Origin of the sequence: Bradyrhizobium nanningense, from assembly GCF_004114535.1 — a bacterium.
Lineage (GTDB): Bacteria > Pseudomonadota > Alphaproteobacteria > Rhizobiales > Xanthobacteraceae > Bradyrhizobium > Bradyrhizobium nanningense.
Genome location: NZ_LBJC01000007.1, coordinates 499,608 through 515,541, shown reverse-complemented (window position 1 = coordinate 515,541; position 15,934 = coordinate 499,608). Strand labels below are relative to the sequence as shown.

The following is a 15,934-nucleotide window of genomic DNA, read 5'->3' as shown; positions in this document are numbered from 1 at the left end:
CATGGCACTTGCTGATCTCGTTCTTGTCCTCTCGGCTCCAGGAGAAATTCGTGGCGGATGTGCTAGAAGTTGTGCTGTCGGAACGGGAAAGACAGTGTTTGCGATGGGTGGAGAAGGGGAAGTCATCCTGGGTCATCGCAGTCATCCTGGGCGTGAGCTATAACACCGTCAACTTTCATATCAAGAATGCGATGCGAAAGCTGGAAACGACCAGCCGGACCCAGTGCGTCGTCAAGGCGCTACGTCTGGGTCTTCTTGACTAACGGCCGCAGTTCCGTTGCCGCTGAAGAGGGCGCGCTTCTATTTCGTCGCCGATTGTCACGGGGCGCCGTGGACCACTAGGCGAGGTAAGATCACCGGCGCATAACACTCTTGAAAGCTCGACCGCGGGTCGGATCCCTATGTCGACGTTGTGATCGGTCCGTCCCGCCTTGCTGCGGACGCGGCGGCCGTATGCGTGTCGCAAGAAAGAGAGGTGATCGTAGCGGCTTAGCTACTGAAGTCGTGCTCATCCGAACGGGGGGGGCTAGATGGCCTAGGCCGCACACGAAGACGGTGGTGATAGTTCGTAAACCCAGTTCCAAAAGCGTGCGTCTGGTAGACGTTGCACCATACGCTAGCGCTTTGCGCGCTCAACCAAGTGCGGGCGATCCTCACAAGCGTAGCACTACCCTTTCGCGGACCGGTAATGCGAAGGTTGCGTTTCTCGATAATCTAGAGGATTCGAGTCATAAGTTGGATATGTTTGCGGCGGAGCGATCCGAGTGTTTCTGAAGAGGCAGGTGACCCGAAGTCGATCTGACTGAGTTGGACCACCACCAGAGGGCGTCATCGATGATTTCGAAACTTGGCAGTATCGGGAGGGCGTTGAGAAGGATTCGAGGCGCGCAACACAGCTCATATACATCTCCGCGAGGTGGACACGACTCGTACAGAGCCATTAACGACGCACGCCCCCGTTAAACTGGTCAAACATTCGAGCTGCAATTTCGCTGTCGCATAGTGGGGAGCCGGCAGCATTGTTTGTGCCGCCGGCAGAGCATCAAGCCGACCACATCGGAGGTATCCTCCTCACGGTATGAAAGGGGCATGTCATGGAAGGGGATTGTATCCCCGCACAGGGCCGCACCTGATAGAGCCAAAGTCGTAGCCGCGGCTGCCTGAAAGAAGCTTCTCTGCAGGTTTCTACCTCGTATCGGATGCGCGCTGATGCGCCACGCGCGCACGAGCCAGGAGCCCTATGATGGCCGTCTATATCGTACCGTCGCGATGCCGAAGCAGGCGGCCCCGCCGAAGAACCTGATCTGGCGATTGTACCTGTTGTTGATTGTTGGCTCAATCTCAAGACGTGTTGCAACGTAGACCGTTTCTAGGCGCTTTTATTTTCCTCGTCTCGAGCGCAATCATCTCGGCAATCAGTCAACGAACCGATCTTTCGCCGTGACTAGTGGGTTTCGCGAGGAAAAAGCTCGTCAAAATCGGCAACGCTTGCAGTCAACGAGTCGGAGGTCGCCATGCATACCACCCTTGCCCGATATTGACCTGGCTGCTGATCAATGCGCTGCTCTTCGTGGGGATGATGCCCGTCGACAAGTCTGCCCGGTGACGCCAGCGTGAAGGAACAAGCTCTTATGCGGAGGAAAGCAGCATCGCTGCGGCCCGGGTTTTTGCCACTGAAGATCAAAAACGCTGGCGCTGTCTCGCAGGCGGTGGCCGCCGACACGCTGAGATATCCGCTTGGCAACCAATGTCGACAACCGAACAGGGTCGTGCAGCTCCGAACGGCTGAAACTTGCACTTTTCAGCCGGCACGCAGCTTGCAGTGAACGACCCGCGACATAGCGCAAGCCGCGCTATGTCATGCGCTTGCGTGCTCTCCGCCGCTTCTGCTTGACGCGTTAGGGGCCGGCAGCCTGGCCGCTCGACCTTCGCCGGAGCAAGTCCATGAAAACATCACTCTTGTCCGCCACGCTGCTTTCGAATCCCGCTTCACTTCCACGGGGGTTTTCACAGGAGCGAACGGAACGGTGACTGATGACCCATTCCTTTGGCGAGGAGATCGAAAGGCCAGACGCAGTGGCTTGGGCCCGCGCCGAGAACGAGAAGACGCTCGGGGTACTCCAGTCAGATCCTCGCTATTCGCGCTTTTTTGAACAGGCGCTCTCCATCCTGCAGGCCAAGGATCGGATCGCAGATGTTCCATTGGAAGGGCGCGGTTCGGAGAATTTCTGCCAGGACGAGAACCATGTGCGCGGCATCTGGCGGCGCGCCACGCGTGAGAGCGATAGTAGCAAAGACCCACAATGGGAAACCATCCTCGACGTTGACGCCTTGGCCGCCGCCGAGAACAGGAACTGGGTCTTCCAAGGTGCGAGCTGCCTTCCGCCTGAAGATAGCCTCTGCCTGATTAGTCTTTCCGATGGCGGCAAGGATGCCGTGTCCATACGAGAGTTCGACCGCGACGCCAAAACCTTCGTTGCGGAAGGCTTTTCTCTCCCAGAGGGCAAGCAGCACGTCAGCTGGGTCGATCGTGACACACTTCTTGTTGCACGGGACTGGGGTGAGGGGACTTTGACGAAGGCCGGCTACCCCTTTGTGGTGAAGGAGCTCAAACGCGCTCAGCCGCTCAGTGAGGCTCGTGAGATCTTTCGTGTCGAGCCCACCGACGGTGGTACGTCTCCCTTCGTGCTCCGTGACATCGGGGGTCATATTCATGCGACCGGCGCGATCCGCGCAATCAGCTCATTCGAGTCCGAGTATGTGGTCTTCCGCCCCGATGGGCCCGTCAAGCTCAATCTGCCGAAGAAGGCCGAGATCGTCACGCTCGCGTGCGGCCGTCTGCTTGTGAAACTTGACGAGGACTGGGCGCCGTCCGAGGACAACCGCTTCACGGCGGGCTCGGTGATCTCGTATGACCTCGACGACTGGAAGCAGGATCCGCTGCGCGCCAAAGGCTCGCTTGTCTTTCAACCTGGGCCCCGCCAGGCCCTGAGCGGGTCAGGCGTCACAAAGAATTTGTTGATCATGACGATCCTTGAGAACGTTCAGAGCAAAGCGTTCGCTTATAAGTACGATCAGGGAGCTTGGTCGGCGACGCCCATCCCGCTGCCGGAACATGCAAATGTCAGCCTGTCAGCCACCTCCCATGAAGCGGACCAGGCGATGTTCGCCGTCTCGAGCTATCTCAGACCAACCTCAGTCTGGTATTTTGATCCCGAAAGCAAAAGCCTTGAGGAATTGAAGACGAGACCGGCTGCCTTCGATGCGTCCAACCATGTCGTGGAGCAGCTCGAAGCCACTTCGCGTGATGGCACGTCAATTCCCTATTTTCTCGTGCGGCCGAAGAACGCAAGGTTTGACGGGACGATCCCGACACTTCTTTATGGCTATGGCGGTTTCCAGGCTTCGCTTCTGCCCTCTTATCTGGGACCGGTGGGGCGGCTATGGCTCGAACAGGGCAATGCCTATGTCGTGGCGATCCTGCGTGGGGGCGGCGAGTTTGGCCCACAATGGCATCAAGCGGGCCAGACGGCAACGAAGCACACGACATGGGATGATTTCATTGCCGTTGCCGAGGACCTGATCCGCCGGAAAATCACAAGTCCGCGCCGGCTGGGCGTGATTGGCGGCAGCCAGGGCGGCCTGCTCGTTGGCGCCGCGATCACCCAACGTCCCGAACTCTTCAACGCGGCGATCATCCAGGTGCCGCTGCTTGACATGCTTCGATACACCAGCCTTGGCGCGGGCGCCGGCTGGATCGGCGAGTACGGTGATCCCGCCATTGCCGAGCAGCGTGCGAGGATCGAAGGCTACTCGCCGTACCAGAAGCTGGTGGCGGGCAAGACCTATCCGGTTCCCTTCATTTTTACTTCCACAAAGGACGACCGCGTGCATCCAGCGCACGGCCGCAAGGCTGCCGCGAAGCTCGCCGCGCTGGGCCAGCCTTACGTCTATTACGAAAACATCGACGGGGGACACAGCACCGCGACCAATCTCATGGAATATGCGCGTCAACTGGCCCTTGAATACACCTATGCATCGAGGCGGCTTTGTTCTGAGTAAAATTCGGTCAACGGGCTGATCGAAGCAGACAAATAGAGACCATCGGTTATCTCAACGTCTTCACGGTGCTCAGCTGAATTCATCGAATCCAAGGCGAGAGAGCTGAGGTTCTGCAGGCGGGCACGATCAAGCTCGTCAGATGCGCAAGTTGCCGGTGGCGAGCGGTCTTCCTCTTTCCAAGCACAACAAGACGAGCGGGCGTCAGTTGCCAGATGCGTTTCCTTGAGGATTGTCTCAGCAAACCCGTTCGTTCGACAGGGCGCGACGTGCGGCTGACATCCGAAGACGAACAGCCAAAGCGCAGCCCTGCGAGCATATTCGTGGTTGAGAAAGCATGTCAGGTAGCTTCATGCAGGCATGCCGGATCGATAATCCTGCTCCAGGCTGCGCAAAGGAGTTCACGGCCGCCCTGTTGCTCAACGTCGATGAAAACCATCCGCCGGCTCTGGATGAGCGTGGGATGTTCGAGGCTCCGCAACTCTTCTGTAGGCCGGTGGCGAGCGACGAGTGGAGCGAAGGTCAAAACGTCATCCGGGCGGAAGCCTTGAGGCGAAACGTCGCCGACGGCAGGCCGCCTTTGTCGCTTGCACAATGCGGCCGCAGCTAGACCACGCGATAAAAAACGAGCACGTGACCAGCGCAGCGAGGCAGGGCGTCTCTTGCCGACCATCTTGATGGCCGGGAGACTCTTCGCTAGATCACAACGGCTCACTATGGAGATGCCGCCGTGGCAATGGGTATTGTGAAGTGGTTCAACTCGACCAAAGGTTATGGGTTCATCAGGCCTGAGGACGGAGGTCCCGATGTCTTCGTGCACATCGGTGCCGTCGAAAGGGCCGGTTACACCACTCTCGAAGAGGGGGCCCGGGTAAGTTATCAGCTCAAGGCCGGACGTTCGGGTAAGATGTCAGCTGAGGATCTCCGGGTAGGCTGAACCGACTCGCCTCCGGAAACTGCTCGCTGCAAAGCGTGTTCTCGCACCCGTCCGGCGATGCCTTGTGACGGCGCGCCGGGCGTTCGGCCTTTCGACGGTCTCTTCCAGCCATGAGGCTGTCTCTTGAGGCCGTCGACCGATCACTGCCGTCAGAGTATCTGCGCACGGTCGAGCCGGCCGGCTTCAATCTCGACCGCTCGTTCCAGGTCCTGTTCATCATCATCATCATCGGCGGCCTCGCTGCGCGGCGCGTTTCTCGGCGCCGCCTTCATTGTGGTGTTTCCGCTGATCCTGTCACGCACCGGCGCGACCCTACTCGGCGGCGTGTTCGATTCGGGCGTGCTGGAGATGCGCCAGCGCATCGTGGTCGGCGCGCTGATCATCGCATTCCTGATTGCCGAACCGCGCGGCCTGATCGCGCTGTGGGACTACCTTGGACGGTTCTCACGCGGCAGGCCGCCATTCGCACCACATGACATTTCGCACCACTGGAGAAGTTGACGATGATCAAGTCGAGAGTTCTGAAATTTGCGTTCGCGGCGGCGGTCGCTTCCGTGCTGGTCGGGCTGCCTGCGGCACGGGCTGACGAGCAGTTCTTTCCCCTGCAAAGCTATCGGGTCGGCCCCTATGCCGCCGGCGGCACCGGCTTCTTCGGCGGGTTCATCGACTATCTCAATTTGATCAACATCCGCGATGGCGGCGTCAAGCTGACCTGGGACGAGGGCGAGACCCAATACGAGGTCGAGCGCGGTGTCGAGGTCTATGAACGGCTGAAGGGGCGGCCCCGTGTCGCCGCCTGGAATCCGCTGTCGGTCGGCATCGCCTATGCCATGATCGATCGCATCACCAAGGACAAGGTGCCACTGATCACCATCAACCATGGCCGCACCGATTCGACCGACGGCCGCGTGTTTCCCGATGTCTTCCCGCTGCTGCTCAATCCCTACAGCGAAATGTCGGGAATCGTGAACTACATTGCGAGCCGCGAGGGCGGGGTCGACAAGCTGAAGGGCAAGAAGCTCGTTGTGCTCTATCACGGCTCGCCCTATGGCAAGGAGACGATCCCGATCTATAAGCTCCTGGCGGACAAGTATCAGTTCAGCCTGGAGCAGTTCGAGGTGCCGCATCCTGGCAACGAGCAGCAGTCGCAATGGCTGTCGATCCGGCGGGCGAAGCCCGATTATGTGGTGCTGCGCGACTGGGGCGTGATGAACCCGGTGGCGCTGAAGACCGCGCAGAAGGTCGGATTTCCCGCCGACCACATCATCGGCAACGTCTGGTCCAACTTCCGAGGAAGACGTGATCCCGGCCGGCGACGCCGCCAAGGGCTATATCGCGATCACCACGCAGGCTTCCGGTGAGCAATATCCGGTGCTGCAGGAGGTGATCAAGACCGTCTACGGCGCCGGCGAGCGCAATCTCGACGACAAGAAGCGGATCGGCAGCGTCTACCACAATCTGGGAATCGTGAACGGCATCCTCAATGTCGAGGCGATCAGGATCGCACAGAAGAAGTTCGGCAAGTGTACCCTGCCGGTGACGAAGTGCGCTGGGGTTTTGAGCACCTGCAGCTCGATCCGGCGCGGGTGGAGGCGCTCGGCGCCAAGGACCTGTTCCATTCGATCAACGTCACCTGGGACAATCACGAAGGCGACGGCCGCGTCACGTTCCAGCAGTGGGACGGCGGCAAATGGAAGGTGGTCTCGGGCTGGATCGCGCCGGACTGGGCCGTCCTGCGTCCGATCATCGAGAAGTCGGCGGCCGCCTATGCCAAGGAGCACGGCATCAAGGTGAGGACCTCCGGCGACGACGCGGTCAGCAATTGATGCAGCGGCAGTTGCGGGAGGAGCCTTTCGGCTCCCGTGTCCTGCAACGCCACGGATCAACAGATGAGTGAAACCCTGCTCTCGGTCGAGCGACTGGCCGCCACCTATAATCACGCGATCGCGGCGGTCAGCGAGTCTCGCTCGCCGTGCGGCGCGGCGAGATCGTCGCCGTGCTCGGCGCCAACGGCGCCGGCAAATCGACCACGCTGCAGGCGGTCTCGACGCTGCTCGCCGCACGGCGCGGCCAGATCACCGCGGGCCGCATCCTCTTCGACGGCCGCGATGTCGCGGGTACATCGGCGGCGACGCTGGCGCGCGCCGGCCTGGTGCCGGTGCTCGAGGGCCGGCACTGCTTTGCCTCGCTTACGGTTGAGGAGAACCTCATCACCGGCGCGATGGGGCGCGATGCGCGGCGGGCCGAGATCGCCGCGGACCTCGATCACATCTACGCGCTGTTTCCGTGCCTGAAGCAGCATCGCCGCTCGCTCGTCGGCCTGACCTCGGGTGGCGAGCAGCAGATGACGGCGATCGGCCGCGCCTTGATGTCGCGACCGCGGCTGCTGGTGCTGGATGAACCGGTCGATGGCACTCGCGCCGCTGCTCGTCGAAGGAGTTTTTCGCGCGCTGAAGCAGCTCAACGGCGAGCAGGGGCTGTCGATCCTGGTCGCCGAGCAGAACTCGACCGTGGCGCTGCGCTTCTCCGACCACGCGGTGGTGCTCGAGAACGCCCGCAGCGTGCTGGCCGGCACGGCGGCCGAGCTGCGCCAGCGCGCCGACATCAAGACACATTATCTCGGCGGATCGTCGCAGGGCGATCTCGGCCGGAGGCAGCCGACAGAGGCTGTCGCATGACTGCAACCCGGAGAGACTGACCATGGCCAACGACAATCTCGCACGCAAGATCGACGACGACGTTTATACCAGGCTCGATGCCATGGATGCGACCGTGAAGGTGAATGCCGACCGCAACGACCGCGAAAGCCGCTTTCCGCGCGAGAATCTGCGCGCACTTGCCGAGGCCGGCTGGACCGGCGTGCTGAACGAACCTCAGTTCGGCGGGCTCGGTCTCAGTCATCTGGATTTCGCCGAGGCCGCCTACCGGATCGGGCAGGCCGATGCATCCACCGGCCTCGTCTATGTCATGCATGTCGGTGCGGCGCAGACCATCAATTTGTTCGGAAACACCGACCAGAAGGAGCGCTGGCTGAAGGCCGGCAATGGCAGCCCGCTTCGGCACCTACTCGACCAGTGAACGCGCCACCGGCGGTCACTGTTGGTACAATCTGTCCGAAGCCTCGCGCGACGGCGACGACTATCGCGTCAATGCGGAGAAATCGTTCACGACGAGCTCGGGTCAGGCGGACTATTATGTGGTGCAGACGCGCACGCCTGACGCCAGGGACCAGCCGATATCATCTTCTTCATCGTCGACGGCAAGGCCGAGGGCATCGAATCCCGCCCCTGGGACGCGCTCGGTGTGCGCGCCAACCATTCGGGGCCGATCCGCTACACCAATGTGCTCGTGCCGCAACGCGACCGCCTTGGCGCCGAAGGGCAGGGCAAGGAAATCATCTATGACGGCGTATCGCCGGTCTATCTGATCGGGCTCGGCGCGGTCTGGGAAGGCGTGGCGCGGGGCGCGTTGAACGCGGCGATCGCGCACACCACGAGCTTCGTGCACAAGGATCGGAACAAGAGCCTGTCCGACTATCAGGCGATCCGCCAGGAGCTCGGCGCGGCCAAGGTTTTGGTCGAGACGCTGCGGCCCTCGCGCAACGAACTTCCAGCCAAGCTCGACGCGCTCTGGCGCGCCGGCAAGCCGCAAAGCGAAATCCTGATCCCGCTGACCGAATTCAAGGTGCATGCCGCAGAAGTCGCCAACAAGGTCGCGGCGACGGCGCTGACGGTGACGGGCGGGTACGGCTATCACCGCGGCCCGATCGAGCGCGCCTATCGCGACGCGCGTGCGGCGATCGCGATGGGGCCGTCCAATGTCATCGCGCGCGACTGGATCGGCAAGGCGCTGGTCGGCCTGCCCCTGGGACTATTCTACGAGGGCGGAGAATAAGTCGAACTTCACCAATCCATTGCCAGCGGTCGGTGCGCTACGCCGACGACTTCGTCATGGGTTTCGAGACCAAGGCAGATGCGCGGGAATGCTCTTGGGGCCCTCAAGGTGCGGCTGGCCAGCCTTCGGCCTCATGCTCCCAAGAGGACAAGACGCGGCTGGTCGAGTTTTGGCCGGCTCGCCGCCCTCCCGCGTCAGCGGCGCGGCGAGCGGCGGCCACGATTGGAGTAGCCGGTTAAGCCAAGCGGGCGGACACAAGATGAAACGCTGCAAGCTACTGCTTCGTCACGTTCAACTGTCCATTCCAGCGCGTCGCCCCGGAATAGCCCACCGTTGGACGTTTGCGATAGTTTCTCGTGGGCCGCCGGCAAATCGATTGACATCACATCAAGGTGTCGCTCGCCGGAGGCGCTCGCGCAAAGGGCTCGTCTTCATTGCATTGCGGCGCCGCTATCGCCGCCCGTTCCGCGGGTGCCTTGATAACCGGTCTCGCGACTGCACTCGCTTTCGGGGCCCGCCGTCATTTCATGCCGGCGTTGCTATCACTGCCCCTTAGCGGAAGCCTTCTCTCCTGCCTTCGCTCCGCTTCGGCCAGGGCGCTTACGCCGGCCGGCATTCAAGGAACGTTTGGTACGGTGATGCAGTCCGAAGGAGGGGGGATACGCGCTGACGATAGATCTCCGACATTTTCGTCCGAGTCGATGTCTGCAGCGCGGTGCCTGCCGTATTCAGGCGGCCGGCTCAGCTTCCGGCAGCGGGAGCCAACCACCGGCTGGACGGAAGGGGGAGCCACATGGGATACCGCCGCGCACGACCAGCTCGAGGCCTATCGCAAACAATATCCGGCATGGAATATCAACCATGTTCCGGACCGCGAATATTCCCCGAACGACTGGCTTAGCCATGTCCGCTACCGGTTCGAGATGAGCTTTAGCGCTACTCCTAAGTGGACGAGCAGCTTTGCCTGATCGCGAGGGGCCGGCTTCGACCGGTCCGTTCTTTACCCGCTTTCTTCCTCGGACCGTCACGGATGTCGGCCGGTTGAGGATTCCTTCTGTTGGCCTGCGCGTCGTCTGGTCGAGGGCGACGGCGGTTCGCCACCGGCAGAATGGGTGTCCCGCAGCGATCGCCGTGCCCGTGCGCCATGCTCGGCCGATTCAAATAAGGTGATCGGTGATATGCATGATTGAGAAATAATTCTCCGGGTGATGCTGAACGTCGCCAGCACTCACATTTGAGAGCGTGATTGAATTGCCCTCGCCCAGATCGACGATGGTATTGGAGCCAGCCGCCTCGACGCGGCTGGCAAGATCGGCAAGCGTATGAATACCAGTGTGATTGATCCCGTCCTCGATGTGCAACCTATCTCCCGCCGTGAAATCCATCACGAAATCCTTGCCGTTCCCGCTCGTAAACATGAAGTTGTCATTGCCGTGATTGCCGAACAGAGTGTCGTTGCCCTGATTGCCGTACAGAAAATCGTCGCCCGCACCACCAGAGATCGTGTCGTTTCCCTGATTGCCTTCCAGCTCATCGTCGCCCTTACCACCGGAGATGACGTCGTTCCCGCCCAGACCCTGGATAAAGTCTCTATCGGGCGTCCCAACCACGTGATCGTTGTAGTTCGTGCCGCGGAATACAGCCATGTTATTCTCCTGTGTCGTGTCTGCCAGGCGAGCGGTCACGGAAGTGATCGCGCTCTCGGACATACACATCGGATCTGACGAAAACCTGACGCGCACACCCGCCAAGACGGTGTGATGCGTCGTCCAATTACGAGCCGTTGTGCAAGTGATTTCAAAAGCCGAGCGGCTCACACTTTTGATGCCGGATGGACAAAGCTGGCACGGACGAAGTTACAAGGCCAAGCCGTTGTACGGGATAATGCCGGTCGCATCCCGGCAAGCGGCGAAGGCGTGATCAACCAGTACCGCACTCATTGGCAGACAGTGAGAGGAGCCTTGAACAAGTTCATGCTTGGGCGCCGATCTCTCCACGGGGCAGACCAGACTTTTGCGACAATGGCCTCAGTCGGCGCTATTGACCCGAAGCGTCAGGTCTTCGCCCCTCGCTTCCTTCCTCTATGGCGCGATGAGCATAGCTCCGCGCCGATCATCTTCATGTATGATGCGTTAACCGCGACGAAGAGGTCATCGAGAACGCCGACAGCTTCGTCATCGACCGCAAGAACGTGCGGCAGCATCTGTCATTCGGATTCGGCATCCATCGCTGCGTTGGGCGACACCTTGCGGAGCTGCAGTTGAAAGTCCTCTGGGAAGAAATGTTGAATGCGCGGCTGGAGGTCGAGGTTGTCGGCGAACCCGAGCGAATTGCGTCTAACTTCAGCACGGTTATTCCGCTCTTCCTGTGCAGATTAGCGCTTAGGCTTTGATGTGCTGGCTTTGAAGGTATTGCTCGGCACAGTTTCCGTCCCTCTTTGGTTGGCCCCTTTCACTGCAGCACAATGTCGAAAGCGGGTTGATTGACGGAATCACTACATCTCGGGGGCCAGGCATCCATCGAACAGACGTTTAGGTTCCTGCGACTAAGTTCCTGTGAGGAGTGGTGGTGTCGGGCCGAGGCCTTTGCGTTTCCCGCTCTCAAAGGCGGCCCGGAGATGGATTTTGACACTCACGCGATGAGTTTGACATTGAAGGTTGTCGCGGTCGCAGCGATTTTCTTTGGAGAGGCGTTTTCGATTATCGCGGAGTTGATTGCCTCAAAGCAGTTTGGAAAGGCCGGTGGGGAGTTGACAATGCTCCTGCTGATGTTTTTGCTGAGATCCTTCGGTGGTATCCTACTCGTCTTCGGATACGTACTCGGCTACATGTATCTCAAGAATATCTGGATAATTATCGCAATATCGGTCGGCGCAATTTTAGTGGTGGAGCCGGTTCTCACGTTTCTTCTGTTTCGAGACGTCCCGACAGTCGGCTCGCTGATCGGGCTGGCTCTCGGTGCGCTTGGCACGCTCGCTGCGATATTTTTATGAGCGTATTCCGGCTAAGCTTAAATGGATCGCTAGCTTGCTAGCTTCGGCAGGATCGTAGTTTGAAAAAGGAGTTGTGCAACGTCGGGTTCTGCTTAACGCGAACGTGAGGAAGGAAATGACGTTTTGACGGGCGTTCCACGTCCAGTCAGGATTTGCGCATGATCGAGCCGTGAGCCTTCGGTCGCAGACCCAGGATCTCCTTCGCGCAGGAAGACGTGCGCAGTCGCGGATGGTCTCCAACCGATATGCGCCGGGTACCTTTGCTTCAACACAATCCTCCAGTCCGCTCCACCAGGCGGGCATGCTTGTGATGACAAGCCGGTAGAGGATGGTTTCTGCCAAGTTCTTCCATGGACAAAGCTACCGGCAGTGAGCCGGGTTGTAGGATCGTCGTCCCGTTCGATGCTTTCGCGGCCTGCCAGCGCAGATCTCTATGGCGTTGATGCGGGCCAGTGCCAGGCCGCGGCCAGGTACGGCAGCTGAGGATTCCGCACCTGATGCGGTCATCCCTGCATCTCGGCCTCCAGCACCACGGCAGCTTCCATGGAGCTGGAACCCACGGTGATTCAGTTTTTTTGTCCATCCGGAGAGCGCCCTTCGTCAGCCAATCGTCAGCCAGGTGGTCTATCCAGACAGGCTGCGCATTCTCGATTGTATGGGAGATAGATTATGACGGGCACTGGCCGACCTGGCGAACCGCATGTTGGGGCTGCAGGAGCCGGCAGCACGTCGGGATCGGGCAGTTCGCGCTCAGAATCCGGTCTCATCTTGGCGGAAGGCAGCCAGTTTTTCGACGCCGTCGTGGAGCAGATGCGCTTGGAGCCTCAAGAGAGAACGGCGTCGGTCGCGAGCCAGCCGCCAACGTCGGGTGAGGGAGTTTCCTCAAGGGGCGACGGGATCAACGCGGCAAAGCGAAAAATGGGCAGTCTGTTTGAGGAACTTAATGCTTGCCGTAATGGCGCCATGCACGCCCAGAGCTCGTCGGAGGCGCAAGAGCTGATCGATCAGCTCGTCAAGGCGGGCTCAGCAGTTTTGGACTACTACGCGAGCCTGCCGCCGGATCTGGCGCGCAGCATTCTGTCCGACGATCAGGCCCGCCGACTTCGCGACGAGACGCTCGAGGCGGCGGACCAATGCGACGTGCTGGGCACCCCGACTACCTACGCGCTGGAGCAGAGCAGGAAGAATGCGGGAAAGGTGTTCGAGCGGATGCGCGAGTCCAACGTTCCGCCCGACCAACTGAGCCGAGCGGCTTCCAGTGTGGCAAAACACTATTTGGCCTGCGTGGAGTGGTGGGAAAAGAAGGCATTGCGCTCGGAACGGGTGCAGTCCGTCTGTGCGGCCACGGCCAACTTGCCAAGTACAACGGCCGAGATGCGGCAGGTCGAACAGGCTGCACTACGGCTGCACACCGGCTGGGCGCTGTATGCCAAGAACATGCATCTGCAATCGCAGGTCGCTCTCGCGCGGGTCATGATTGAATCGCAGGCGGGCACGTTCGAACCAGCCGTCGGACAAATCCTCTTGGGTGAGAACGGTCGGGCACGTCTACTCGGAACCTTCATCCAGGATGTTGTTCCGGCATTCCTCTCGACGGCCGAGGCTGTCCTAAAGAGCAGAGGAAGGGCCCTTGACGCAGAGCACTGCGCCGTTCTGGAAGGTGTCATGGAGCGGCTATCGGAATTTGCGTCGGCTTTGCACGACATGGTTGCCGAGCTAAGGAATGCCGGAGCAGGTGCCGATCTCCCGTTGGAACTGTTGGATCAGATCGTGGAAGGCGCTTGGGTCACTGCGCATGAGGTCATGCGCCTCCTGGCAGTACAGCCGAAGATGCCGGCCATGGTTGAACAGCCGGCCGAGGCTGGGACCGCAATACCGGCCCATACGACCGGCGGTGCTGTCGTGGCTGAAGGCACTGCAGCGCGCAGGAAGGGGAAAGCCAAACGCACGCCGGCCGCAGGCGCGGGGAGTTCGGCCGCCGGGCGGCCGAAGCCGCAGCCCTCTGGCCCCAACGCCGACACGGCGCCAGCAGCCAAGATTATCGTGCTCTCGGAGCTGGGCACGAAGAAAATCGCGACTGCAGAGGACGCACATGCGAGGGCGTTATCGTCGGCGACGGGACATTTGGCGATCTGGCAGGCCCCGCCATCGAAGGAGGCACTGACACGACTGCTCGAGCGGTTGGACGAACTTTTAAAATTCGATCTGCCCGGTCAGCAAAGGGCCATCTCGCAAGCACGCCTCATGAAACCCGAAGACGCCGACCACGTCGTGGACACTGTCGTCGAGCGCCTGCAGAGGCAGGCCGCCGAGATTGAGGCCTGTGTAGCCGCGCTGCAGGAGCCTCGTCGACGCGGCCTGCTCACGCCCGTGCAAGTGCCCGAAGTGCACGACAAAATAGTACGACTGAAGGGCATGTTATCCGAAGTACAGGGGCAGGCAAACGCTTTGAAGGAGCGAAAGGCTACGATCAAGATGGATTGCATGAAGACCTACGCCTTCCCCTCGCAGCAGTACCTTGAACACTTGCAGGCGGCCGGGGAGTTGGCTCCCCTGGAGCCACCCCGCGCGTTGAAGGGCGAGCCTGGGACACTGTTCGAGATCAAGCTGCAGCCCGAGGCACTGAGCAATGGTGCGATGCCGAGCCCGGTGTGGGTACACATCCATACGAAGCGGCCGGTACATGCGTGGCAGTTGGCGACGCTGGATAACGCCGAGTTCGCCGCTTGCCACGTGAAGTCCAACGAACAGCGCGGCTACAATCGCCTCTGGCAGAACGCTCGAGCTTCGACAGGGCACGAAAGCGTGGTGATCCACCGCGGCAAGCTCACGCCTGCGTTCTGCAAGTCCTTGTTAGGCACCGCTTTTAGCGGCTATCCGCGATATCCTTTTGCCGAGGCGGAGCACGGGTCGACGCTGGTCGCTCGATATGGGACTTAGTTAAGGTGTCTCGCGGTAGAGTGCCGCTTGTGAGGACAGCATCAGCCATGCAACCGAATCCGGATCCAGAGGGCCCGCTGAACCGCACCGGGACCCCGCAGGTCCAGCTCCTGAGAGGTCGGTCCATAGCTCGAAGCAACCCGGGATAGTCCGGGCTCTTATGAGAAACTCGACTGAATCGCCGCTTGGCACTTCACCTTTCCGGACTGCTCGAACGCTCCCTGGCCATTTCCGCTAACAGTGAACGCAGTGAGGCGATCACGGTACCGCATCATCGCAAGTAACATCTGTTGTCGGACTTCGGGATCGATCGTTCCTTGTCGGAGGTTGACGACGGTCACGTATATCAGTGCACCGATCGTGAACTGACGGAAGTCTGAGGTTGCGTCGGAATTGGCTAGGAACGCCAGCGATAAGTCCAGCGTGCCTGGTCTTACCCGATCGTCGATGGACGTGCGCCGCCTGATCTCGGATTGGAACTGGCTCCAAAAAGCGGGCTCTGACATGTGTGATACACTAGGCGCAACACCTTCGGCGCGGGGGAAGGGGCCTGCGCGGCCGCTCGCGTGATCTCAGAGAAAATCGAGCCGTCGTCGAAATAAGACGCGCGAGCTTCCTTGGAGGCAGGACCAGGCGGCATCCCCGGACCAAATCCAATCGCGCGCCATGTCTTCGCGAACGGCGCATGTGCCCACACTCGACTCTGAATGAGCCTTTTGAATGCGACAGCCGCAATCAGCCGTCCAACCAGGCGTCAAAGAAAGGAGAAGGATGAACAATGCGAAGACGTTCGTGATCGGGACAAGGCAGTGCCCCAACTTGCAGCGCGACAACGCAATGGTGTCTTCAACTTTAGCGAGAAGTAAAGAGTTCGGTTTCGGCGCGGGAACGCCGTTTGCGGTCTACCGACCGGATAGCTTAGCCGTCGGTGGTTGGCGACCTTCAGAGGAAGGTTGCGGGAGCCAACCTCAGAATTCCCGATCGGTAACTTTCCGAGCCGCTCAGCCTCGGCTTGAGGTAAATATTCCCGCTCGGTAACTTTTGTCCTTCGTCCATCGGAATAGTACGAAAAGTTCCCGCTCGGTAACTTTTCTCTGGACATCTGCTGTTTC

Annotated in this window: 9 protein-coding genes and 4 pseudogenes; 12 read left to right on the top strand and 1 reads right to left on the bottom strand. The window is 60.3% G+C overall.

The annotated features are described in order from the left end of the window. Positions 1–50: 50 nt before the first annotated feature. The 9 genes and pseudogenes from XH84_RS06305 to XH84_RS40565 all read left to right on the top strand — a co-directional run bounded on the left by XH84_RS06305 (position 51) and on the right by XH84_RS40565 (position 8,890). Positions 51–263 (top strand): response regulator transcription factor, encoded by a 213-nt coding sequence (locus XH84_RS06305; RefSeq protein WP_128948073.1) that lies wholly within the window; start codon positions 51–53, stop codon positions 261–263. Positions 264–2,034: 1,771 nt separating this feature from the next. Continuing rightward, positions 2,035–4,062 carry a prolyl oligopeptidase family serine peptidase gene (locus tag XH84_RS06300; protein WP_128948072.1) on the top strand — a complete coding sequence of 676 codons (2,028 nt, stop codon included), beginning with the start codon at positions 2,035–2,037 and terminating at the stop codon, positions 4,060–4,062. Positions 4,063–4,396: 334 nt separating this feature from the next. Further along, positions 4,397–4,669, top strand: a complete 273-nt coding sequence (locus XH84_RS06295; protein WP_128948071.1) for a hypothetical protein — start codon at positions 4,397–4,399, stop codon at positions 4,667–4,669. Between the two features lie 120 nt (positions 4,670–4,789). Continuing rightward, complete coding sequence (locus XH84_RS06290; protein ID WP_018645234.1) at positions 4,790–4,996, top strand: cold-shock protein; 207 nt, start codon at positions 4,790–4,792, stop codon at positions 4,994–4,996. 155 nt (positions 4,997–5,151) lie between these two features. After that, a pseudogene (locus XH84_RS06285) lies at positions 5,152–5,497 on the top strand (branched-chain amino acid ABC transporter permease); the annotation flags it as partial. A gap of 2 nt (positions 5,498–5,499) precedes the next feature. After that, positions 5,500–6,822: pseudogene (locus XH84_RS06280) on the top strand (ABC transporter substrate-binding protein). Positions 6,823–6,885: 63 nt separating this feature from the next. After that, positions 6,886–7,674 (top strand): annotated as a pseudogene (locus tag XH84_RS06275) (ABC transporter ATP-binding protein). Positions 7,675–7,696: 22 nt separating this feature from the next. After that, entirely contained in the window at positions 7,697–8,074 is a 378-nt protein-coding gene (locus XH84_RS40570; RefSeq protein WP_245471616.1) for an acyl-CoA dehydrogenase family protein, read from the top strand. A gap of 225 nt (positions 8,075–8,299) precedes the next feature. Continuing rightward, on the top strand, positions 8,300–8,890 hold the full coding sequence (locus tag XH84_RS40565; RefSeq protein ID WP_245471615.1) for an acyl-CoA dehydrogenase family protein: 591 nt from the start codon (positions 8,300–8,302) through the stop codon (positions 8,888–8,890). Between the two features lie 1,157 nt (positions 8,891–10,047). Here XH84_RS40565 and XH84_RS06265 read toward each other — a convergent pair. After that, positions 10,048–10,536 (bottom strand): calcium-binding protein, encoded by a 489-nt coding sequence (locus XH84_RS06265; protein ID WP_128948070.1) that lies wholly within the window; start codon positions 10,534–10,536, stop codon positions 10,048–10,050. 488 nt (positions 10,537–11,024) lie between these two features. Between XH84_RS06265 and XH84_RS06260 the strand changes: the two are divergent. The 3 genes and pseudogenes from XH84_RS06260 to XH84_RS06250 form a co-directional block, all read left to right on the top strand. Further along, positions 11,025–11,275: pseudogene (locus XH84_RS06260) on the top strand (cytochrome P450); the annotation flags it as partial. Positions 11,276–11,507: 232 nt separating this feature from the next. Next, positions 11,508–11,882, top strand: a complete 375-nt coding sequence (locus XH84_RS06255; protein ID WP_245471614.1) for a hypothetical protein — start codon at positions 11,508–11,510, stop codon at positions 11,880–11,882. Positions 11,883–12,551: 669 nt separating this feature from the next. Beyond that, positions 12,552–14,822: a hypothetical protein gene (locus XH84_RS06250; protein WP_128948069.1), complete on the top strand. Its 2,271-nt coding sequence runs from the start codon at positions 12,552–12,554 to the stop codon at positions 14,820–14,822. Positions 14,823–15,934: the final 1,112 nt, after the last annotated feature.

What these genes read in the sequence shown, in the direction of transcription:
- XH84_RS06300 (WP_128948072.1), top strand. Translation starts at nt 2,035, where the DNA reads ATGACCCATTCCTTTGGCGAGGAGATCGAAAGGCCAGACGCAGTGGCT.
- XH84_RS06295 (WP_128948071.1), top strand. Translation starts at nt 4,397, where the DNA reads ATGTCAGGTAGCTTCATGCAGGCATGCCGGATCGATAATCCTGCTCCA.
- XH84_RS40570 (WP_245471616.1), top strand. Translation starts at nt 7,697, where the DNA reads ATGGCCAACGACAATCTCGCACGCAAGATCGACGACGACGTTTATACC.
- XH84_RS06265 (WP_128948070.1), bottom strand. Translation starts at nt 10,536, where the DNA reads ATGGCTGTATTCCGCGGCACGAACTACAACGATCACGTGGTTGGGACG.
- XH84_RS06255 (WP_245471614.1), top strand. Translation starts at nt 11,508, where the DNA reads ATGGATTTTGACACTCACGCGATGAGTTTGACATTGAAGGTTGTCGCG.
- XH84_RS06250 (WP_128948069.1), top strand. Translation starts at nt 12,552, where the DNA reads ATGACGGGCACTGGCCGACCTGGCGAACCGCATGTTGGGGCTGCAGGA.